The following is a 20,145-nucleotide window of genomic DNA, read 5'->3' as shown; positions in this document are numbered from 1 at the left end:
CAATCATCCGATTGATTGAAAATGATCGTTAGATTGATAAATTTTTAGCATCGTCATTAACTAAAATTAACCTATAGCAGAGCAGATTCTTTTGCATTGAGAGGGGTATGTACGGTGAATGCGTTTTGGCAACATCTTAATTCCACCCCTTTCTGCGGTTAAGATAATTCCTCAAGTAATGAGGTAATTTCTCTCGGGCTGATTTACGGCTACGCTTACTTCTTACGGAGAAAAAAATTTAGGGTAAATGGGTAATGGGAGACAGTGCTCCAACACGGCTCAGGCGCATTGTCGCAGGTAGGTGGGAAAACAGCGGAATTGACTATGTTGAACCAATTTGCATTACCTTTCCTTGTTTTAGGCGGCTGCACAGCCCTGATGATTTTAAAAGATCTTTTTCGCCATCCGCATCCTGTTGCGGTAATGAATATCATCTGGCCAATAACAGGGTTGTATCTGCCCTTTATTGGTTGGATCGCCTGGTGGTACTTGGGTCGTAAACCATCACAACAGCAAAAGCTTGCTTTATTGGTTCCACAAAAAATACGCAGTAATGCCAGCTGGCAAACTATCTTTATTTCCACATCATTATCTGCAGCAGCTTGTATATTCGGCGACATAATGACAATCCCGATAGTCACCTTACTAAAACACTTTGCCATTAATCCGACATTATGGATGCAAGCGCTTATTTGCGTTATCGCTTCATTGTTTATGGGATTACTTTTTCAATTTCTGGCTATTCGCCAACGTGAAAAACATTCATTTGGCAGCGCCTTATTATTAGCAATGAAAACCGAGGTTTTCCCCCTACTGATTTATCAGTTAGGTATTTTTATCTTTATGGCATTGGCTCTAAAGTTTGTGCTGAACGGGCAGGTCAATCCGCTGCTGGTGGCATTCTGGTTTATGCTGCAACTGGCAATAATGATTGGCTTTCTTTTCTCCTGGCCAGCTAATCATTTCCTGATAAAACGAGGACTTAATCCTGCGGCTTAGCTAGCGACAGTAACCCGATCCACGTATGCCGAGATGAAAATGGCTGGCATGCGCGGCGTTGTAATCCGGCCCCAACGCATTTCCGAAAGTGGCGCAACCATTGCGCCATAGCGCGTGCAGTCCTGCCGCCGCATCTTCTGGCTGTTGCCAGTTCTTTCCTACCTGTAACCAGCGCCCATTCGCCAGTTGAAATCCGGTAATATCCCAGGCATCGGCGCTAGCGTGCTCACTCAAACGCCCTTCCTGACGATGATAAATATTGCGACAAGCATAGCTGCCGACATGGGCAATGCGCTTCAACGGGCTATTGAAACCCACCTGACGTAATGCGCTGTCGCTGTTAATCACGAACATGGTGCTGGTCACTGCCATCGGACAGCTGGCAAGAAAACTGCTGCTCAGGGTGACGTCACCGTAGCCGCTGATCCGCAGCGGCTGGTCAATCGGGCAATCACCTTGCATCGGGGGCACCACGCGAAATTGCACCAGCCGCTGTTCGCTGGCTTGCCGCATCACCGCCATGCAGGCAGCCGGATCGCCACTCAATTTTTTTAGCTTGTAGCGCGTCATCCAACCCGGCGGATCGGTGACGTTAAGCGGCGTAAAGGGATTCCACTGAGGCGGTAGATGCGTTTTTAACCACGGCAAACTGAGCCAGCCGCAAACAGCCAGCAACGCGATGGCGAACAGAGCGCGCACAATGCCTCACTTTTACTGATGAAATGAACTAACAAGTGTAGAAGTCATGCGCGCGAAAAGTGACGTAAATCGCTTAATTGTTGAAGATTTACGCAAAATGACTGCACTTTAAACTCTGTAAATAATTACTGACACAGCTAAGTGCGTAAAAGGTCACTCAGGGGGAAAAACCATTACCGAAACTGCCTGCCTTTCCTCTATCTTATGCCCCTTGCCTGGATAAAGGCACATACCTCATCAGCCAATAGAGCTGACACAACATCCCCCGACAGGAAAGAAAAATTTATGGTTGATCAATCAAAAGAGGCGCTCATAGAGGCCGAACAGCCGGATAAACTCCAGCGTAACCTGCACAATCGTCATATTCAGCTGATTGCTATCGGCGGCGCCATCGGCACCGGGCTGTTTATGGGTTCGGGTAAAACCATCAGCCTCGCGGGCCCATCGATCATTTTCGTCTACATGATCATTGGCTTTATGCTGTTCTTCGTCATGCGCGCCATGGGCGAACTGCTGTTATCTAACCTCGAATATAAATCCTTTAGCGATTTTGCCGCCGATTTACTCGGTCCGTGGGCGGGCTATTTTACCGGCTGGACTTACTGGTTCTGTTGGGTGGTAACCGGCATTGCCGATGTGGTCGCCATCAGCGCCTATTTCCAGCTGTGGTTCCCCGACTTCTCCATCTGGATGAGCGCCCTGCTGTGCGTCTTTGTTTTCCTGGCATTGAACATCGCCACGGTGAAGCTGTTTGGTGAGATGGAATTCTGGTTCGCGATTATCAAAATCGTCGCTATTGTGGCGCTGATCATCACCGGTATTGTGCTGGTGAGCCTGCATTATCCGTCACCCAACGGTGGCACCGCGGCATTAAGCAATATCTGGGATCACGGCGGCATGTTCCCGAAAGGGTTGAGCGGCTTCTTTGCCGGCTTCCAGATTGCGGTTTTCGCCTTTGTCGGCATTGAGTTGGTGGGCACCGCAGCAGCAGAAACCAAAGATCCGCACAAAGTTCTGCCGCGGGCAATTAACGCCATTCCGCTGCGCATCATTATGTTTTACGTTCTGGCGCTGATGGTGATCATGGCGGTAACGCCGTGGAATCAGGTGCTGCCAAACCGCAGTCCGTTCGTTGAGATGTTTGTGTTGATTGGCTTGCCTGCCGCCGCCAGCATCGTCAACTTCGTGGTGCTGACGTCCGCTGCTTCTTCCGCTAACAGCGGCATCTTCTCTACCAGCCGTATGCTGTATGGCCTGGCGGAACAAGGCGTGGCACATAAATCCTTTGGTCGCCTCTCGTCGCGTGCGGTGCCAACAACTGGCCTGTTCTTCTCCTGCCTGTGTCTGCTGGCTGGCGTGGCGCTGATTTACCTGATCCCGGATGTGATGACGGTGTTCACCATGGTGACCACGGTGTCGGCGATTCTGTTTATGTTCGTCTGGACCATCATCCTGTGCAGCTATCTGGCGTACCGCAAGCAGCATCCACAGCGTCATGCTGAATCAACATTTAAGATGCCGCTGGGCAAGATTATGTGCTGGGTATGTATGGCATTCTTCGCCTTTGTACTGGTACTGCTGACGCTGCAGGAAGATACCCGCCAGGCGTTGATGGTGACGCCGCTGTGGTTCGTGATGCTGACCATGGGTTGGTTATTGCGTCGTCGCAAAGCGTAAAACGTTATGGGTCGCCAGAAATGGCGACCCTACGCAATCAGAGTCGCTCGCGTAATTTGTGCCATGCTTGCGCCAGCGAAGGACGCACCGAAGGTTCACGCTGTGGCGCTATCTCCGGTGACTGCGGCGCTCCCAGATTAAAGGTGAAGGTGTAATTCGGCTCTTCACCCATCCGCAAATCACTGATCAAAGTCCGCTCGCCCTGCTGCTTCATCGCGTAAAAACCGTGACTAAACCACGCCACACGCTCGGCATGCCATTGACCTTTAAACGGCGCTAACAGCGCGGGCTGACGATCGTGCCAGCTGATCTGCAGCGGACGCCCCGGTGACAACAGCGACCAATAAGCTTCGCCATAACGATCCGGCGTCATAATCACCGTACGCCACACCAGCGTGTTAAATGCGGTCGGCGTCACCAGCAATTGCTCAGGTTGCACCGCTTGCTGCGTCAAATCTTGCTCAATGTGCTGCGTGGCGATGCTTTGTGCCACCATGCTCCAGCCGAGATACAGTGTACTCACTAATAATCCCACCTGATTCCAGCGCAAGCCCACAGCATCTCGTCGCCACAGGGCGACCAGCAGCGCAATCAACAACGGCAAAGTATAGAGCGGATCGATGATGTACATGCTGCCAATGGCATAGGGGAAATCAGTGAGCGGCAGGCCCAACTGCGTACCGTAAACGGTGGTGAGATCCAGCAGCGGATGCGTGACCAGCGCCAACCACATCGCCAGCGTCCAGCCGCGCCAGTGCGATCGACTGCGCGTTGCTCCGGCCACCAGCCAGCCAAGCAGCGCTGCAATTAAAGTGAGAAATATCAGCGCATGACTTTCGGTGCGATGCAGCGTCATGTTGCGGATGGCATCGCCATGATCGATAAACACGTCGAGATCCGGCAAAGTCCCTGCCACCGCGCCTACCAGCGCCGCTTGCCACAGCGGAACGCGTTTGCCCATTACCGCAACGGTAACCGCCGCGCCTAATGTCAGTTGCGATAACGAATCCATCCACTCTCCTTGAAAAAAGCGGGATCAGCGCACGCGGATCCCTTCAATAATCATGCGCTGTACATTTTCCAGCGTCTGTTCAAAGAACGCAGGATCGTTCAACGTCTGGCCGGTAATCGCCTCCACCTGAGAAGCGAAATCGGCATAGTGTTGCGTGGTGGCCCACAGCAGGAAAAACAGATGCTGCGGCTGCACGCCCGCCAGCCGCCCTTCGGCGATCCACTGCTCGATAATCGCCGCCTTCTCATCCACCAGCGCTTTTAAATCACCCGCGAGTTCACCTTTCAACAGCGGCGCGCCCTGCAGCATCTCAAGGCAAAACAAACGCGACGCTTGTGGATGGTCGCGCGAGACTTCCAGTTTCAGGCGAATGTATTTACCAATCGCCGTCAACGGATCGTGATCGTGCTGCAGCGCGCGCAGCGGCGCCAGCCACACATCGAGAATCTCTTTTAAAACCGCTATATACAGCACTTCTTTCGACGGATAGTAATACAGCAGATTGGTTTTAGAGACATCCGCCCGCTCCGCCACTTTATCCAGGCTGGTGCCGTGAATGCCGTATTGCGAGAAGAAAGTTAACGCCGCTTCCAGAATGGCTGCCCGCTTTGCGGCGACCGCACGCGAACGACGCCCCGGTTTTTTTTCATCGCTTTTCACACTGTTACCTCTTCCGTCCTGCCTGAACGCATCATAACAAAGGCCCTCTTTCCTGCCTAATGGCTCGCCTGCACCTTTTTTGACCATACCGCGCATGAAAAACGTGCAGAACGTTTTGACCAAACGGTCTGAATTGGACCAATTACTCCAGGTTAGAGCAGGCGAAGATTTTAACATCTTGTTATCTAAGTCTTTTAAAAAAGTGGCACAGGCTTTGCAATTTTGTGATGGAGCGCCGCCCGCAGGACGCGTGCAGGAAGCAGCGCAGCGCGTGAAGCAGTCCCCGTCTAATGCAGAGAGGTTTCACATGAAAATTGGCGTCTTTATCCCGATTGGTAATAACGGCTGGCTGATCTCCACCCATGCCCCGCAGTACAAGCCGACCTTTGAACTCAACAAAGCGATCGTACTGAAAGCGGAGCATTATCACTTCGACTTTGCCCTTTCGATGATCAAGCTGCGTGGCTTTGGCGGTAAAACCGAATTCTGGGATCACAACCTCGAATCCTTCACGCTGATGGCAGGACTCGCGGCGGTGACCTCACGTATTGAGATCTACGCCACCGCCGCCACGCTGACCTTACCGCCCGCGATTGTGGCGCGCATGGCATCAACCATTGATTCCATCTCTAATGGCCGCTTTGGCGTCAATCTCGTGACCGGCTGGCAGAAACCGGAGTACGAGCAGATGGGCTTGTGGCCCGGCGATGCTTACTTCTCCAGCCGCTACCAATATCTGACCGAATACGTCACCGTGTTGCGCGATTTGTGGGGCACCGGCCAGAGCGATTTCAAAGGCGAATTCTTTACCATGAACGATTGTCGCGTCAGCCCGCAGCCGCAAAAACCGATGAAAGTGATTTGCGCCGGACAGAGCGATGCCGGCATGGCGTTCTCGGCGCAGCACGCCGATTACAACTTCTGTTTCGGTAAAGGCGTTAACACACCAACCGCCTTCGCGCCAACCGCCGCGCGCATGAAGCAAGCTGCCGATAAAGCGGGCCGCGACGTCGGTTCCTATGTGCTGTTTATGATTATCGCCGCTGAGAGCGACGAAGCCGCTCGCGCCAAATGGGAGCACTACAAAGCCGGAGCCGATGAAGAAGCGCTCGCCTGGCTCACCACACAAAGTCAGCAGGACACCAAATCCGGCAGCGACACTAACGTGCGCCAGATGGCCGATCCGACTTCAGCGGTCAACATCAATATGGGCACGCTAGTGGGTTCTTACGCCAATGTGGCACGAATGTTGGATGAAGTTGCTTTAGTCGATGGCACGCAAGGCGTGTTGCTGACCTTCGACGACTTCCTGCAAGGCATCGAAGATTTCGGTGAACGGATTCAGCCCTTAATGCAGTGTCGCCACGATTTAATTGCATCCCAGCAGGAGGTTGCCTGATGAGTACCGTTGTTTGCGCCCATACCTCAAGTTTACCGAACGTCACCTTACCGGCGCGTCCGGAAGCTATCGCGCTGCCGCCCAAGCAAAGTGCGCTGATTGTGGTGGATATGCAGAACGCCTATGCCACCCAAGGCGGCTATCTCGATTTGGCTGGCTTTGATGTCTCCGCCACCAAACCGGTGATTGCCAAAATTCATCAGGCGGTGACCGCGGCGCGTGCCGCCGGAATGCAGATTATCTGGTTCCAGAATGGCTGGGATGACCAATACGTTGAAGCCGGTGACGCGGGTTCGCCGAATTTCCATAAATCCAACGCGCTGAAAACCATGCGCAAACGTCCTGAATTGCAAGGCACATTATTGTCGAAAGGCGGCTGGGATTATGCGCTGGTCGATGAACTTGTGCCGCAGGAAGGCGATATCGTACTGCCGAAACCGCGCTACAGCGGCTTCTTCAACACTTCACTCGACAGCATGCTGCGCAGCCGAGGCATCCGCCATCTGGTGTTTACCGGCATTGCCACCAACGTCTGCGTGGAATCGACGCTGCGCGACGGCTTCTTTCTGGAATATTTCGGCGTGGTACTGGAAGACGCAACCTATCAGGCGGGTCCAGCGTTTGCGCAGCAGGCAGCCATTTTTAATATCGAAACGTTTTTTGGCTGGGTCAGCGATACCGACACCTTCTGCGAAACGCTGAAAAGCTAACACCCCGTTTCATCTGCAACCCATAAGAAGAGGATTTCGCCATGCCTAAACGTGTGATTATTCCGCCCGGCAGCGGTACGCCGATCGCGCCATTCGTGCCCGGCACTTTAGCTGACGGCGTCGTCTACGTCTCCGGCACCTTGCCGTTTGATGCCAACAACAATGTGGTACACGTTGGTGATGCCGCTGCGCAAACGCGTCACGTGCTGGAGACCATCAAAAAGGTCATCGAAACCGCCGGCGGCACAATGGACGATGTGACGTTTAACTCGATTTTTCTCACCGACTGGAGCAACTACGCGGCAATAAACCAAATTTACGCCGAATACTTCCCCGGCGATAAACCGGCCCGCTTCTGCATTCAGTGCGGGCTGGTGAAACCGGATGCGCTGATCGAAATCGCCACCATTGCCCATATCGGCAAGCAGGAGGCGTGATGCAGCTCGAGATTCAAGGTTTAACCGCAGAGGATGCGCCGACGCTGGTGCTGGCGTCTGGCTTGGGTGGCGTAGCCGGTTTCTGGCAGCCGCAGCTGGCGGCGCTGACGCCACATTATCGCGTGGTGACCTACGACCAGCGCGGCACCGGCCGCAGCGCCGATACGCTGCCGGATGGCTACAGCATGGCGATGATGGCGGCGGAACTGGCGCACGCGCTGGAACAGCACGGCATTCAGCATTACGCCATCATCGGCCATGCGCTGGGCGGCTTAATCGGCCTGCAGCTGGCGCTGGACTTCCCGCAGCGCGTGGATCGCGTGGTGGTGATCAACGGCTGGCTTTCGCTGGATGCGCACACCCAGCGCTGCTTCCAGGTGCGTCAGGATCTGTTGATGAACGTTGGCGTTGAAGCCTTTGTGCGCGCGCAGCCGCTGTTCCTCTATCCCGCTGAATGGCTGGCACGCAATCAGGAGCGCATTAACGCGGAAGATGCGCATCATGTCGCCCATTTTCAGGGCATGGAAAATCTGCTGCGCCGCTTGCATGCGCTGAAAAGCGCGGATTTCCGGCCACATGTCGCGCGCATCACCCAGCCGGTGTTAGCGATTTGCAGTCAGGACGATCTGCTGGTGCCGTGGAGCTGCTCACCGCAGCTGGCACAGGCGCTGCCCAACGGTAGCCTGATTGAGATGGCCTGGGGCGGGCACGCCATGAGCGTCACCGATGCCGACAACTTTAACGCGCTGCTGCTGCGCTGGCTGGCCGATACGGCTGCGCCTGCGCAACGTGCGGCCAGCTAATCACAGGAGCAACCGATGAGCGTGCATGAACTGCCTGTTATACCCCTTGTGGAGCGCGATGCGTTTCGTAATGCGATGGCGTGCTTAGGGGCGGCGGTGAATATCATCACCACCGATGGCCCAGCCGGTCGCGCCGGTTTTACCGCCTCTGCAGTGTGCAGCGTGACCGATACGCCGCCAACGCTGCTGGTGTGTCTCAATCGTTCGGCATCGGTGTGGCCGATATTTCGCGACAACGGTTATCTGTGTGTCAACACGCTGGCCGCCGGACATGAAAATCTTTCGACGCTGTTTGGCGGCAAAACGCCGATGGCCGAACGCTTCGCTGCCGCGGAGTGGCAAACGCTTGCCAGCGGTTCTCCGCTGTTAGACGGCGCGCTGGTGTCGTTTGATTGCAAAGTGGCCCAAGTGGTCAGCGTCGGGACACACGACATCCTGTTTTGCGAAGTGCTGGCGCTGGTGCGCAATGATGAAACGCACGGCCTGGCGTGGTTTGACCGTGGATATCATCACCTTTTACGGCAGGACGCCCGCTAACGCCGCCCTGCGCGGCTCGCTTTCACTGACACCCTGGAGATGACAATGGCGAGTTCCTGGTTCCCCCGCTGGCAGAAAAAGTCAGCCTTGACCGATAATGGGCTGATTGCGCCGGACGAAACGCTGCCGTTTGCGCAGACGGTGGTCCTTGGCCTGCAGCATGCTGTGGCAATGTTTGGCGCAACGGTATTGATGCCGTTGTTGATGGGACTGGACCCCAATCTGGCGATTCTGGTTTCTGGCATCGGTACGCTACTGTTCTTCCTGGTCACCGGCGGACGCGTACCCAGCTATCTCGGCTCCAGCGCGGCATTTGTCGGGGTGATCATTGCGGTAACCGGCTTTAACGGTCAGGGACTCAATCCCAATCTGGCGCTGGCGTTGGGCGGCGTCATCGCCTGCGGCGCGCTTTACACGGTGATTGGTCTGATCGTGATGAAAGTGGGCACCGGCTGGATTGAGCGCCTGATGCCGCCGGTAGTGACGGGTGCGGTGGTGATGGCGATTGGTCTGAATCTGGCACCGATAGCGGTGCACGGCGTGTCTGGCTCGATGTTTGACAGCTGGATGGCAGTGATGACGGTGCTGTGCATCGGCCTTGTCGCGGTGTTCACGCGCGGTATGATCCAGCGCTTGTTGATTCTGGTAGGACTGATTGTGTCGTGGGCAATTTACGCGCTGCTGACCAACGTGCTGGGCTTTGGCAAACCGGTGGACTTCAGCGGTCTCGCCAATGCGCCGTGGTTTGGTCTGCCGCACACCACCGCGCCGATCTTTGATATGCAGGCCATTGTGATGATTGCACCGGTGGCGATCATTCTGGTGGCGGAAAATCTCGGTCACATTAAAGCGGTGGCGGGTATGACCGGACGCAACCTCGATCCGTGGATGGGCCGCGCATTCGTCGGCGATGGATTAGCAACCATGCTATCCGGTTCGATTGGCGGCAGTGGCGTCACCACTTATGCGGAAAATATTGGCGTGATGGCGGTCACCAAAGTCTATTCGACGCTGGCCTTCGTTGCCGCCGCGGTCATTGCCCTGGTGCTCGGCTTCTCACCGAAGTTTGGCGCGCTGATCCACACCATTCCTGGTCCGGTGATTGGTGGTGCTTCAATTGTGGTATTTGGCTTGATTGCGGTGGCAGGTGCGCGTATCTGGGTGCAGAACCATGTGGATTTCAATCAGAACGGGAATCTCATCATGGTGGCGACCACGCTGGTGCTGGGTGCGGGAGATTTTGCCCTGAAAATCGGCAGCTTCACCCTCGGCGGGATCGGAACAGCGACCTTTGGTGCCATCATTCTTAACGCGATTCTGCAACGCCGCGGTGCCGCGCTGGCAAACCAGGCGGCCCGGCAGCATCCTTAAGGTTCAAGCGGTGTCTGTTCGGGCACCGCTTTCTTACGACGAATCCGCAGTTCGCTGACAATCACACCACACACGATCAGCACCGCACCCAATAGCGCAGCGGCCGGTAAACGCTCACCTGCTATGCGCCCCACAACGCCCGCCCACACCGGTTCACCGGCATAAATAACCGTAGCCCGCGTTGGTGAGACGCTGCGCTGCGCCCAGTTCATGGTGACCTGAATTAAGGCACTGGCCGCGCCTAACCCTAAGGCGCTGAGCAGCAGCGGCGTCGACATTACCGGAACCGATTCGCCATTCGGGATCATTAAAACGAAGGCACACGCCGAGGCTACCATAAGCTGAATCAGCGTCACGCGGCGCACATCCACCTGCCCGGCATAGCGGCTAATCAGAATGATCTCGGCCGCAATCGCCAGCGTGCTGAACAAGGTGGCAATCTCACCGGCGTTGAGCGTCAGGCTGCCATCCTGCGGACCGGCCACCAGCACCAAACCGGTAAAGGCCAGCAGAATGCCTAACCACGCCATCAATCCTGGTGGACGCCGCAGAAATAGCCATTGCAGCAGTGGTACTACCGGCACATAAAGCGCGGTAAGAAACGCCGACTGACTGCTGGAAATGGTTTGCATGCCCCAGGTTTGCAGGCCATAACCTCCAGCAATCGACAAGCCGATTAAGGCCCCGGCTTTAATTTCCAGCCAGGTGACCTGCTTGAGATAGCGACGGAAGAAAAACGCCAGCAGAAGCGAGGCCGTGGCAAACCGCAGTCCCACGAAGAAAAACGGACCGGAGTGCGCCATCGCCCGATGCACCACCAAAAAGGTGCCGCCCCAAACCATGGTGATAAAGATGAGAACCATTTCCTGACGTGAAATACGCAGGCTAAGACGCGAGGATGAACCGGACATAACGCACCAAAATAATCAATTGGTGGTCAGTTTGCTCAGAGAGCGGAGAAATTGCAATGCTTGTTACCGCCGGGTGAACCCGGCGGCCGGGAGATTAACCAGCAGCGACTCTATTTCTTGCTGCGGCTACGCCCCCTTTTTCACCGGCTTCAGAAGCGCGTTGCGGGTCATTTCTGAAATTCCCGCCGCTGTTTTTGCCACCTTTGCGACCTGCTTCGGCGGCCCTTTCACGATCCTCTGCGAAATTGCCTGATCCTCCACGATGTTGTGCCATCATTTCCTCCAGGGATTGAGCATCCAGGTTGAGGGCTAATCACGTTACTGCCGTGAGAAGCGTGGTGACGGATGTTCCGCCCACCTGGATAAATAATAGACAACCCGCGCTAAAAACTCCGGTTCGCATTCATACTTTGAAACAGATAATTCACTCATTTATCAGCGAAAAAGCAAATTAACCGCCGCGTTACAAGCAGTTAGCTGCAGGTTTATAGCAGCTGCTTAACCTCTGTACAGCAGCCTGCTCAGGCTCTTCTATACTTCTGAATACTCATCACCCCAGCAGGATGAAAACTATGGCAAAGATTTTGGTGCTCTATTATTCGATGTACGGACATATTGAAACCATGGCGCAAGCTGTGGCCGAAGGTGCAAAGAGTGTTAGCGGTGCAGAGGTCACGATTCTGCGCGTACCGGAAAGCATGGATGCGGAACGTTTTGCGCAGGTTGGCGGCAAGGTAAATCAGGCTGCGGCGGAAGCGAAACCGGAAGATTTGCCGCAGTACGATGCCATTATCGTCGGCACGCCGACGCGCTTCGGTAACATGGCCGGTCAGATGCGCAACTTCTGGGATCGCACCGGCGGACTTTGGGCCTCAGGTGCGCTGTACGGCAAAATTGCCAGCGTGTTTGCTTCCACTGGCACCGGCGGCGGCCAGGAGCAAACCATCACCTCCGTCTGGACCACCCTCGCCCACCACGGCATGGTGATTGTTCCCATCGGATACGGCACGAAAGAACTTTTCGACATCTCCCACGTACGCGGTGGCACGCCTTATGGTGCAACGACCCTTGCGGGCGGAGACGGATCGCGTCAACCCTCGGCGGAAGAGCTGGATATTGCCCGTTTTCAGGGCCAACACGTCGCGGGTTTGGCAGTAAAGCTGAAAGGATAAAATCCACAACAGGAGATCTTCATGACAACAGAACAGTCGAAAGAGCATCACGTCGGTGAATGGGCTTCGTTACGCCACACCTCACGCGAAATCGCTGAAGCCATTTTTGAGGTCGCTAACTACGACGAACGTTTAGCAGAGCAGATCTGGAGTCAGCAAGGCAGTGATGAAGTGCTGATTCGCGCATTTAAAAAGACCGACCAGGATGTTCTGACCTGGGACGATAAAACCGTCGAGCGCAAAAACGTTTAAGTTGCAGGCGGGCAATGTCCCGCCTTTGTTATTTTACATCGCCAAGGAGCCTTGTATGTCAGCCTATCAAAGTATCAATCCAGCCAATAACCAACTGCTAAAAGCGTGGGATGAGCACGATGATGCCTATGCACAACAAGCACTGAAAACCGCGGATGAGCTTTATCATTCCGCGTGGAGTAAAGGCGATATTCAGCCGCGTCTGCAGGTGTTGCACCGTTTAGCCGACTTAATCGACCAACGGGCCGAAGAGTTGGCAACCATCGCCAGTAAAGAGATGGGCAAGTTAATTGGGCAAAGCCGCGGTGAAGTGAAAATTTGTTCACAGATTGCCCGCTATTACGCTGAACATGCTGCCACCTTTTTGCAGCCGCAACCTTATGCCAGCGACGTAGGCGACGCCTGGCTTGAATATCACCCGATTGGTGTGATCGTCGCGGTTGAACCGTGGAATTTCCCTTATTATCAGCTGATGCGCGTGCTGGCGCCAAACCTGGCGCTGGGCAATCCGGTACTGGCTAAACACGCTAACATCGTGCCGCACTGCGCGGATGTGTTTGAAAAGCTGGTGGCAGAAGCCGGTGCACCTAAAGGTGCGTGGACCAATCTGTTTATCTCCACCGATCAGGTGGCGGATTTGATTGCCGATTCGCGCGTGCAAGGTGTGGCGCTGACCGGTTCAGAACGTGCCGGCAGCGCGGTAGCGGAACAGGCCGGTAAGCATCTGAAAAAATCGACGCTGGAACTGGGCGGCAATGATGTGTTTGTGGTGCTCGACGATGCCGATATTGATGAAGCGGTACGCCAGGGCGCGCAAGGTCGACTTAGCAACTGCGGCCAGGTGTGTACCGCCGCTAAGCGCTTCGTTTTGCATGAGAAGATTGCCGATAAGTTTATGGCGAAATTCAGCGCCGCCCTGCAATCTGCCGTTCCCGGCGATCCCCTGGATGAGAAAACCACGCTCGGCCCGTTGTCATCCAAAGATGCTCGCGATCGTTTAGTGAAGCAGGTTGATGAAGCCGTTAAAAATGGCGCGCGTGTAGAGTTTGGCGGGCGCGCCATTGAGGGCGTTGGCTGCTATTACCAGCCAACGGTGCTGACTGGTTTGACCCCAGAGAATCCCGCTTACTATCAAGAGTTCTTTGGCCCGGTAGCACAAGTGTATGTGGTGGCGGACGATCGCGCCGCTGTGGCGCTGGCCAATGATTCCCATTACGGACTTGGCGGATCGGTCTGGACCAAAGACATTGCGCGCGGCCGAAAGATGGCCTCACAGATTGAAACCGGTATGGTATTCATTAATTCCCAAAGCGACACCTCGGCCGAGCTGCCCTTTGGTGGCGTAAAGCGTTCGGGCTATGGCCGCGAATTGTCGGACCTGGGTATTAAAGAGTTCGCCAACCAGAAATTGGTGGTCGTGGCCGGCTAATCATCGACATTCAGATTAGTTAAGTACATGTATGAGGCTGCAATGGTTAACATTGCAGCCCTTTTTTTACCAAAACATCGCTTTAAACCGATTTATAACAAAACGTTTTAGTTTAAGCCCTAACATTAAACTTCTGTATTTGTTGAAATTATTTTGAATTGGTTTTAATCAATCCGGTTGACTGCGGGGATTGAGACAAGTCGGATCATCTTTTTTTTATGCATCTCCGATTATGCGCGCATCGCTACGTATGGTGCGTGGCCTTCAAAAGAGATCAAATCGATGTCTAAATCGACGACTAGTAACCTCTCGCGCAGCAGAAGCGAGACTTCACACTCATCTGCAATGAGCAGCACAACCGCCGCAGCAACCTCTTTAAATAACGTATTGTCATCCGTTGATGCGCCGATCAAAGCCAACGAAGCCATCATTGATGCCATTCATTCTGAAAGCTACGGCAATACTTTACAGCCGGGCGAATTAGCAAGTAGCAATGTGCTGGTCTTTGAAGGCCGCGCGCAACCTAACAGCAGCGTGTTCCTGTACGACAACGGCAGAATCATTGCGCAAATTCGCACCTCCGCTAGCGGCAAATGGGTCTATTCAGACAATAAGTTCGTGCCGGGCGCGCATGATTTCAAAGTGCAGATTGTAAGCTACAGCACAGTGAATCCGCTGTCAGACAGCTTTGAAGTATCGGTGCCGCAGGCCGCCGCGAAGCCGATTGAGGTCTTTGGTGCCATTGACGATGCCAGCGAATATGCGCATTACATTCAGTCTGGCGCAACATCTAACGATACCACGCCGCAATTCCGTGGCCAGGCCGCTGCAAATGTGCTGGTACGCGTATATGACAATAATCAGGAAATTGGCTCGGTGATGACCGATCGTGACGGTCGTTGGGTCTTCAACGCCAACCTGAACGGCGGCAATCACAATGTCGTGTTCAAAGGCAACGATGGATCGGAGAGCAAAGCGTTTGCGCTGACCATCCAGACGCCCGATGCTAAACCCGTTTCCGTGTATGGTGCCATTGATGATGCGGGACAGTACGCGCATTACATTCAGTCTGGCGCCACCACCAACGACACCACGCCACAGTTCCGCGGCGAAGCCGGTCCGAAAACGCTGGTGCGCATTTATGACAACGGCAAAGAGATCGGTTCTGTCATGAGCGGCAGCGACGGTCGTTGGGTTTACGATGCGAAACTTGATGGCGGCAACCACAGCCTGGTGTTTAAAGCCGGTGCCGGTTCGGACAGCCAGCCATTTGTATTGAATATTCAGTCGCCTGACACTAAACCGGTCGAGATTTCCTATGTAGTTGATGATGCAGGCCAATACCCGCGTGCTATCGGATCTGGTTCAACCACCAATGACACTACGCCACAGTTCAACGGTAAAGCCGGCCCGAACGTATTGGTTCGCGTGTATGACCACGGTAAAGAGATCGGTTCAGTAATGTCTACCAGCGATGGTCGCTGGGTGTATAACGCTAAACTGTCTGGCGGCAATCACAGCCTGGTATTCAAAGCCGGTGCAGGTTCAGAAAGCCAGCCGTTTACACTGAATATCGTTTCCAACGAAAGCCAGCCAATTGAGATCTATGATGTCAAAGATGACAGCAACGGTTCATGGCGTTCGGTCACACCGGGAGGGAGCACCGAAGATACAACCCCTACTTTTGCTGGCCAGGCGGGAAAAAACGTTGTGCTGTATGCGTTTAATGGCGATGCGTTGATCGGCTCTTTCACCACCAACAGCTCGGGTTTTTGGTTCTACGAGCCTACGCTCGACGTGGGAAGCTACAATCTGATCTTCAAAACCAGTGCTGGTACAGAAAGCACACCGTTTAGTTTCACCATCACCGCGCCAGAACCTGAAGTGCCGGTTGACCCGGAACCTGAAGTCCCTGTCGATCCTGAGCCTGAAGTGCCGGTTGACCCGGAACCTGAAGTCCCTGTTGATCCTGAGCCTGAAGTGCCGCAAACGCCGGTTATCGATTACATTCGTGATGACAAAGGCGTGGGTCGTCTGGTGGGTGAAAACGAAACGATTGATGACGACACCCCAACTCTGTTTGGTACTGCAGAGCCCGGCTCTTTGGTGGAAATTTGGGATAACGACGTCAAAATTGGTGAACGCCGCGTGGGTGCAAGCGGTTCATGGGAGTTCACACCTGTAAGGCCAGCCTGGCTGGAAAACGGCAAACACAGCTTTGTGATCAAATCCAGCAATGGCACTGAAACGGCACCGTTTGACATCATCATTCACGTTCCTGTCACCATAGATTTGGTCAGCAGCAATGAGGGTCACAAAGGCGAAGGCCCGAACGAAACGGCAGATACCACACCAAGCCTGTTTGGTACCGGACCAAAAGGCGTAATTGTCCGTCTGTATGAAGGCGATGTAGAGATTGGCTCTGCGGTAACCAACAGTGGTAACGGCAACTGGGTGATCGTGCTGACGCAACCGTTGAGTGCGGGTGCCCACGCGGTTGTCGCTAAATTTGGTGATGAGAATGTCAGCAATGAGTACGCTTTCACTATTACCAGCCAGGATAGCGTTGAACCTGAAGTGCCTGTCACACCAGTTGAACCTGAAGTGCCGGTTGAGCCTGAACCTGAAGTTCCCGTCACGCCGGTGGAACCTGAAGTGCCGGTTGAACCTGAACCTGAAGTTCCCGTCACGCCGGTGGAACCTGAAGTGCCGGTTGAACCCGCGCCAGTGTTTCGTATCAGCCAGGTTACAGATAATTTCTTCAATACGGGTATGCTCAATGCCAATGGTTTGACTGACGACAATCAGCCACTGTTCAGCGGTTCTGCACCAGCGAATACCTTGGTGCGTATTTACGACAATGGCATTGAGATTGCGTCTGTTACTGCCAACAGCAATGGCCTTTGGGCATTTAAGCCTACCAGTGCGTTGGCCTTGGGTGAACATGCGTTCACTGCGGGTGAAAATGCGGCCAACACCAGTCAGGCGTTTAATTTCACAGTGACACCAGCCGATGCGGTGCGCGGTATCGTGCTGGAAGGCATTGATAACCATGATGCGGTGAATCAGTCCATCGGTTATTTCAGCAAAAATGACAGCACCAGCGACAACACCCCAGGTTTCTCCGGCGTGGCTATCGCCAACTCCATCGTTACCATTAATATCGATGGTCGCGATGTCGGCACCACTATGTCAGATTCTTACGGTCGCTGGAGCTTCCAAACTACCGAAGCCTTAGATTCTGGTCGTCATGTCGTTATGGCAAATGACACTGGCAGCCTGCCGGGTGTACCGTTCGAGTTCTCGGTCAAACACCCAAGCGACATCCGCATCGATTTCCGCGTGTTTAGTGACGACGACGGTGAAAGCGTAGTGACCTACGGTGCTACCACCGACGATGCCACTCCGCTGCTGCGCGGTGTGGCGGGACAAAATATCGTGCTGCAAATCTTCGACAACGATAATTTGGTGGGGAGCGTGCTGACAGCCGCCGATGGCCGCTGGTCCTTTACGCTGGACGCGCAGAACGGCGATCATTCGATCGTGGTTAAAGGTGAATATCTGGAGAGCTTTGCCTGGACGTTTACCGTTGCTGCTGAATCTAGCGGAGAATTAATCCAGACATCGGCTCTTGATGCAATGAACATTATGGGTATAGGTGTCAGCGATCTGCTGGGTGACGCGGAGAAAACGTTGCTGACTAATGGCGAAACGCAGGAGCCTGAAGCAATTGCGTTGCAAATCACGTCTGAAGATTTGTCGGTTACTACAACGCATGGTATTGCAGCACAATTCAACGCCACACTGCCTGCCATTAACGATGATGAGTATCACGTTATCTAAAATGAAACAGTCGTGAAGTTAAACCAAACGGATGGTTCTCTATCCGTTTTTTTGCCCAGTTAATGGGTGTAAAAAAAAGGCCGCAACGTTAACCGCTGCGGCCTTTTTATCATGCACTATCCTACGAAGGGGATTTTAGTTGCTGCTAGCCGGTTTTGTTGGCTCTTCCGGCTTGGCTGGCGTGGCATCCGCCTGCGCTTTTTGCGCAGTAGCAGCATCCGCTTTCGCTTTGTCATCCGCTGCTTTTTGGGCTGAGGCTTTCTCTGCTTTCGCCTTTTCATCAGCAGCTTTCTGCGCGGCCGCTTTATCCGCTTTCACTTTCTCTTCAGCGGCCTTCGCCTCTGCTGCTTTCTGAGCGGCAGCTTTATCTGCTACTGCTTTGTCTGCTGACGCTTTATCGGCAGCAGCCTGATCGGCTTTCTGCTTGGCATCGTCACTGGCTGGGGCCGCGGCGGCAGGCGCCGGCTGTGCGGCAGGCGCTGGAGCAGCGGCAGGCTGCAATGGCGTACCCTGCAATGCACCGTTTAACGCACCAGTGAACTGATCCCAGCTGCAGTAGCCATTGGCATCGGTATCACAACCCGCCAGCTGCAGCGTGACGCGCTTTGGAGGATTCTTCAGGCTCAACACATCGGCATCGCGCAGCTGATCCGCAGTTTGGTATACATATTCCACCTTCAGCAGATCTTTGTTGTTCTTCACATCGTGCCAGCGTTCGAATACCACCTGACCACCGATCGGCGTTTTCTCGTCGTTGCCCGGTAATTCATACGGCTTGACCTGTAACGCGCTGAGTAACGAAGCGATGTTGGAATCATGGCCAACCATCAGCGTCACTTTTGGCGCGTTAGCTTTGTCCTGATCGACTAACTGGCTGCGGATATAATCCACCAGCGGTGCGGCCACTTCGCGCGCCACTTCAGGAGAAGCAAACAGCGCATCCTGATAACCGTTTTTGATCGACGCCAACGCTTTCCACTGCTCAGGCGTTTTGATCTGGCCCCACGCGACCTGATCGGCTGGGAAACCTTCGTAATATTGCAGCGTGAATGCATCGACCAATGAGTTGCCGATTTTCAGCGGACCGCTTACGTTAGGTTCTTTACCGTTATCCGCGCTGAAGGTGTTATCACCGCTGCTCAAATCACACTGCTTTTTGCCGTTACAGGCCGGTGCAGATTTGTAATCAACAATTTTTTCCAGATGCTGGAAGGCCGGCTTCAGCGCCAGTTTTTCGTTGGCGGCGGTCATGGCAGCCAACGCTTTTTTGTTGAATTCATCGCTGCCGTCGGTGACGACGGGATTGAAGATCGGGTCCATGGTGCCCATCGCATCCTGATGGGTTACCGCAATGTCACAGCCTGGGAATGCGCCAGTGATAAAGTACTGCGCGGTTGCCACGGTGCGCTGCAGGCTGTTGGCGTAAACAAAGATGTTGCTGCTGTCCGGACATGTCCCGTTCTGGACTAAGCCCTGCTGTGCCAGCCACTGACGGGTGTAATTACCCATATAGACTTCCAGCACGCCACCTTTGGTGGTCAACTCGCCACCCGCGACATCCCACTGCGGCCAGCTCTTTTTAGTGGATTGATCCAGCACGCTGCCATTATTGGCAAGCGGCGCACGCAGATTATGACGGCTTAACATCAGCACCTGCTGGAGTTGCATATCTCCGTCCGCAGCGTATGCGGACATGCCCATCGGGAGCGCAGCGATGACTGACAACGCGCAAAGACTCAGTTTCTTGATCATTGTGCCTATTCCATAATTCATCAGTGAAACACTCTGGCTTTCAAACGATTAGCCCGCCAAAGAGCGAATTACCGCACAGTGTAACTCAGCTTGCATCGGAAAATCGCCAGATGTTTGCAAAAACCGTGATTGGAATATAGCAGTAAACGCGCGCGGCGTTGCTGAACGGCAGCAGATTGAAAAGCAACGCGATGTTTTTCGGAATCTGTGAATGCAGAAAAGCAAAAAGCCCGCATTTCTGCGGGCTTCTTTAATATGGCGGAGGAACAGAGATTCGAACTCTGGGATGGTTTCCCATCGACGGTTTTCAAGACCGTTGCCTTAAGCCACTCGGCCATCCCTCCGGGGATTTCTTGTTGCGTCACTCTGCAAGAGTGAATGGCGGAGGAGGAGAGATTCGAACTCTCGGATGGTTTCCCATCGACGGTTTTCAAGACCGTTGCCTTAAGCCACTCGGCCACCCCTCCGCAATGAGGCGCACT

The 20,145-nt window shown here is 54.1% G+C and carries 18 protein-coding genes and 2 tRNA genes; 12 read left to right on the top strand and 8 right to left on the bottom strand.

Annotated features, from left to right (window positions below; genetic code table 11):
• The first annotated feature begins 324 nt into the window (after positions 1–324).
• A complete protein-coding gene (locus ACRQ84_RS03020) occupies positions 325–999 on the top strand; it encodes a DUF4396 domain-containing protein (protein WP_483817145.1) in 675 nt (224 codons plus the stop codon).
• Here the strand turns inward: ACRQ84_RS03020 and ACRQ84_RS03015 are convergent, their stop codons facing one another.
• The gene (locus ACRQ84_RS03015) at positions 1,000–1,698 is read right to left on the bottom strand and encodes an extensin-like domain-containing protein (RefSeq protein ID WP_064740808.1); all 699 of its coding nucleotides are present in this window, start codon (positions 1,696–1,698) and stop codon (positions 1,000–1,002) included.
• Between the two features lie 285 nt (positions 1,699–1,983).
• Between ACRQ84_RS03015 and cycA the strand changes: the two genes are divergently transcribed.
• Entirely contained in the window at positions 1,984–3,375 is a 1,392-nt protein-coding gene (gene cycA, locus ACRQ84_RS03010) for a D-serine/D-alanine/glycine transporter (RefSeq protein ID WP_064740807.1), read from the top strand.
• Between the two features lie 37 nt (positions 3,376–3,412).
• Here the strand turns inward: cycA and ACRQ84_RS03005 are convergent, their stop codons facing one another.
• Both ACRQ84_RS03005 and rutR read right to left on the bottom strand, forming a co-directional pair.
• On the bottom strand, positions 3,413–4,387 hold the full coding sequence (locus ACRQ84_RS03005; protein ID WP_483817144.1) for a metal-dependent hydrolase: 975 nt from the start codon (positions 4,385–4,387) through the stop codon (positions 3,413–3,415).
• 24 nt (positions 4,388–4,411) lie between these two features.
• Positions 4,412–5,047, bottom strand: a complete 636-nt coding sequence (gene rutR / locus ACRQ84_RS03000; RefSeq protein WP_064740805.1) for an HTH-type transcriptional regulator RutR — start codon at positions 5,045–5,047, stop codon at positions 4,412–4,414.
• A gap of 307 nt (positions 5,048–5,354) precedes the next feature.
• Between rutR and rutA the strand changes: the two genes are divergently transcribed.
• The 6 genes from rutA to rutG are packed head-to-tail and all read left to right on the top strand — an operon-like array spanning position 5,355 to position 10,304.
• Positions 5,355–6,446 (top strand): pyrimidine utilization protein A, encoded by a 1,092-nt coding sequence (gene rutA / locus ACRQ84_RS02995; RefSeq protein WP_064741207.1) that lies wholly within the window; start codon positions 5,355–5,357, stop codon positions 6,444–6,446.
• Positions 6,446–7,156 (top strand): pyrimidine utilization protein B, encoded by a 711-nt coding sequence (rutB, locus tag ACRQ84_RS02990; protein ID WP_064740804.1) that lies wholly within the window; start codon positions 6,446–6,448, stop codon positions 7,154–7,156. Before rutA ends, rutB begins: the two co-directional genes overlap by 1 nt.
• A gap of 41 nt (positions 7,157–7,197) precedes the next feature.
• Positions 7,198–7,593 carry a pyrimidine utilization protein C gene (rutC, locus tag ACRQ84_RS02985; protein ID WP_483817143.1) on the top strand — a complete coding sequence of 132 codons (396 nt, stop codon included), beginning with the start codon at positions 7,198–7,200 and terminating at the stop codon, positions 7,591–7,593.
• Positions 7,593–8,396 carry a pyrimidine utilization protein D gene (gene rutD / locus ACRQ84_RS02980; RefSeq protein ID WP_483817142.1) on the top strand — a complete coding sequence of 268 codons (804 nt, stop codon included), beginning with the start codon at positions 7,593–7,595 and terminating at the stop codon, positions 8,394–8,396. Before rutC ends, rutD begins: the two co-directional genes overlap by 1 nt.
• 15 nt (positions 8,397–8,411) lie before the next feature.
• Positions 8,412–8,933 (top strand): NADH-dependent FMN reductase RutF, encoded by a 522-nt coding sequence (gene rutF, locus ACRQ84_RS02975; RefSeq protein ID WP_483817141.1) that lies wholly within the window; start codon positions 8,412–8,414, stop codon positions 8,931–8,933.
• Between the two features lie 45 nt (positions 8,934–8,978).
• Positions 8,979–10,304 (top strand): pyrimidine utilization transport protein G, encoded by a 1,326-nt coding sequence (rutG, locus tag ACRQ84_RS02970; protein ID WP_064740800.1) that lies wholly within the window; start codon positions 8,979–8,981, stop codon positions 10,302–10,304.
• Here rutG and ACRQ84_RS02965 read toward each other — a convergent pair.
• Positions 10,301–11,215, bottom strand: coding sequence for a DMT family transporter (locus ACRQ84_RS02965; RefSeq protein WP_483817140.1), 915 nt, complete (start codon positions 11,213–11,215; stop codon positions 10,301–10,303). The genes rutG and ACRQ84_RS02965 overlap by 4 nt on opposite strands.
• 94 nt (positions 11,216–11,309) lie before the next feature.
• Complete coding sequence (locus ACRQ84_RS02960) at positions 11,310–11,489, bottom strand: con-10 family general stress protein (RefSeq protein WP_483817871.1); 180 nt, start codon at positions 11,487–11,489, stop codon at positions 11,310–11,312.
• A 298-nt stretch (positions 11,490–11,787) separates the two neighbouring features.
• On the opposite strand from ACRQ84_RS02960, the gene wrbA reads away from it, so the two are divergent.
• The 4 genes from wrbA (at position 11,788) to ACRQ84_RS02940 (ending at position 17,911) form a co-directional block, all read left to right on the top strand.
• Positions 11,788–12,387: an NAD(P)H:quinone oxidoreductase gene (gene wrbA / locus ACRQ84_RS02955; RefSeq protein WP_064740798.1), complete on the top strand. Its 600-nt coding sequence runs from the start codon at positions 11,788–11,790 to the stop codon at positions 12,385–12,387.
• 21 nt (positions 12,388–12,408) lie between these two features.
• Positions 12,409–12,639: a YccJ family protein gene (locus ACRQ84_RS02950; protein ID WP_007887329.1), complete on the top strand. Its 231-nt coding sequence runs from the start codon at positions 12,409–12,411 to the stop codon at positions 12,637–12,639.
• A 55-nt stretch (positions 12,640–12,694) separates the two neighbouring features.
• A complete protein-coding gene (locus tag ACRQ84_RS02945) occupies positions 12,695–14,068 on the top strand; it encodes an NAD-dependent succinate-semialdehyde dehydrogenase (RefSeq protein WP_483817139.1) in 1,374 nt (457 codons plus the stop codon).
• Positions 14,069–14,413: 345 nt separating this feature from the next.
• A complete protein-coding gene (locus tag ACRQ84_RS02940; protein WP_483817138.1) occupies positions 14,414–17,911 on the top strand; it encodes an Ig-like domain-containing protein in 3,498 nt (1,165 codons plus the stop codon).
• Positions 17,912–18,046: 135 nt separating this feature from the next.
• Here the strand turns inward: ACRQ84_RS02940 and agp are convergent, their stop codons facing one another.
• The 3 genes from agp to ACRQ84_RS02925 all read right to left on the bottom strand — a co-directional run bounded on the left by agp (position 18,047) and on the right by ACRQ84_RS02925 (position 20,130).
• Positions 18,047–19,663 carry a bifunctional glucose-1-phosphatase/inositol phosphatase gene (agp, locus tag ACRQ84_RS02935; protein WP_483817137.1) on the bottom strand — a complete coding sequence of 539 codons (1,617 nt, stop codon included), beginning with the start codon at positions 19,661–19,663 and terminating at the stop codon, positions 18,047–18,049.
• A 256-nt stretch (positions 19,664–19,919) separates the two neighbouring features.
• Positions 19,920–20,007 (bottom strand) — tRNA-Ser (locus ACRQ84_RS02930).
• A 35-nt stretch (positions 20,008–20,042) separates the two neighbouring features.
• A tRNA-Ser gene (locus tag ACRQ84_RS02925) sits at positions 20,043–20,130 on the bottom strand.
• Between the last annotated feature and the right edge of the window lie 15 nt (positions 20,131–20,145).

The sequence above is a fragment of the Pantoea sp. E2023-21 genome, assembly GCF_051302795.1.
Lineage (GTDB): Bacteria > Pseudomonadota > Gammaproteobacteria > Enterobacterales > Enterobacteriaceae > Pantoea > Pantoea ludwigii_A.
This window is presented reverse-complemented; position numbering and strand designations above follow the sequence as displayed.

Bases quoted from the DNA above. Each gene is read 5' to 3' on its own strand.
- ACRQ84_RS03020 (WP_483817145.1), top strand. From the start codon at position 325: ATGTTGAACCAATTTGCATTACCTTTCCTTGTTTTAGGCGGCTGCACA.
- cycA (WP_064740807.1), top strand. From the start codon at position 1,984: ATGGTTGATCAATCAAAAGAGGCGCTCATAGAGGCCGAACAGCCGGAT.
- ACRQ84_RS03005 (WP_483817144.1), bottom strand. From the start codon at position 4,387: ATGGATTCGTTATCGCAACTGACATTAGGCGCGGCGGTTACCGTTGCG.
- rutA (WP_064741207.1), top strand. From the start codon at position 5,355: ATGAAAATTGGCGTCTTTATCCCGATTGGTAATAACGGCTGGCTGATC.
- rutB (WP_064740804.1), top strand. From the start codon at position 6,446: ATGAGTACCGTTGTTTGCGCCCATACCTCAAGTTTACCGAACGTCACC.
- rutC (WP_483817143.1), top strand. From the start codon at position 7,198: ATGCCTAAACGTGTGATTATTCCGCCCGGCAGCGGTACGCCGATCGCG.
- rutD (WP_483817142.1), top strand. From the start codon at position 7,593: ATGCAGCTCGAGATTCAAGGTTTAACCGCAGAGGATGCGCCGACGCTG.
- rutF (WP_483817141.1), top strand. From the start codon at position 8,412: ATGAGCGTGCATGAACTGCCTGTTATACCCCTTGTGGAGCGCGATGCG.
- rutG (WP_064740800.1), top strand. From the start codon at position 8,979: ATGGCGAGTTCCTGGTTCCCCCGCTGGCAGAAAAAGTCAGCCTTGACC.
- ACRQ84_RS02965 (WP_483817140.1), bottom strand. From the start codon at position 11,215: ATGTCCGGTTCATCCTCGCGTCTTAGCCTGCGTATTTCACGTCAGGAA.
- ACRQ84_RS02960 (WP_483817871.1), bottom strand. From the start codon at position 11,489: ATGGCACAACATCGTGGAGGATCAGGCAATTTCGCAGAGGATCGTGAA.
- wrbA (WP_064740798.1), top strand. From the start codon at position 11,788: ATGGCAAAGATTTTGGTGCTCTATTATTCGATGTACGGACATATTGAA.
- ACRQ84_RS02950 (WP_007887329.1), top strand. From the start codon at position 12,409: ATGACAACAGAACAGTCGAAAGAGCATCACGTCGGTGAATGGGCTTCG.
- ACRQ84_RS02945 (WP_483817139.1), top strand. From the start codon at position 12,695: ATGTCAGCCTATCAAAGTATCAATCCAGCCAATAACCAACTGCTAAAA.
- ACRQ84_RS02940 (WP_483817138.1), top strand. From the start codon at position 14,414: ATGAGCAGCACAACCGCCGCAGCAACCTCTTTAAATAACGTATTGTCA.
- agp (WP_483817137.1), bottom strand. From the start codon at position 19,663: ATGATCAAGAAACTGAGTCTTTGCGCGTTGTCAGTCATCGCTGCGCTC.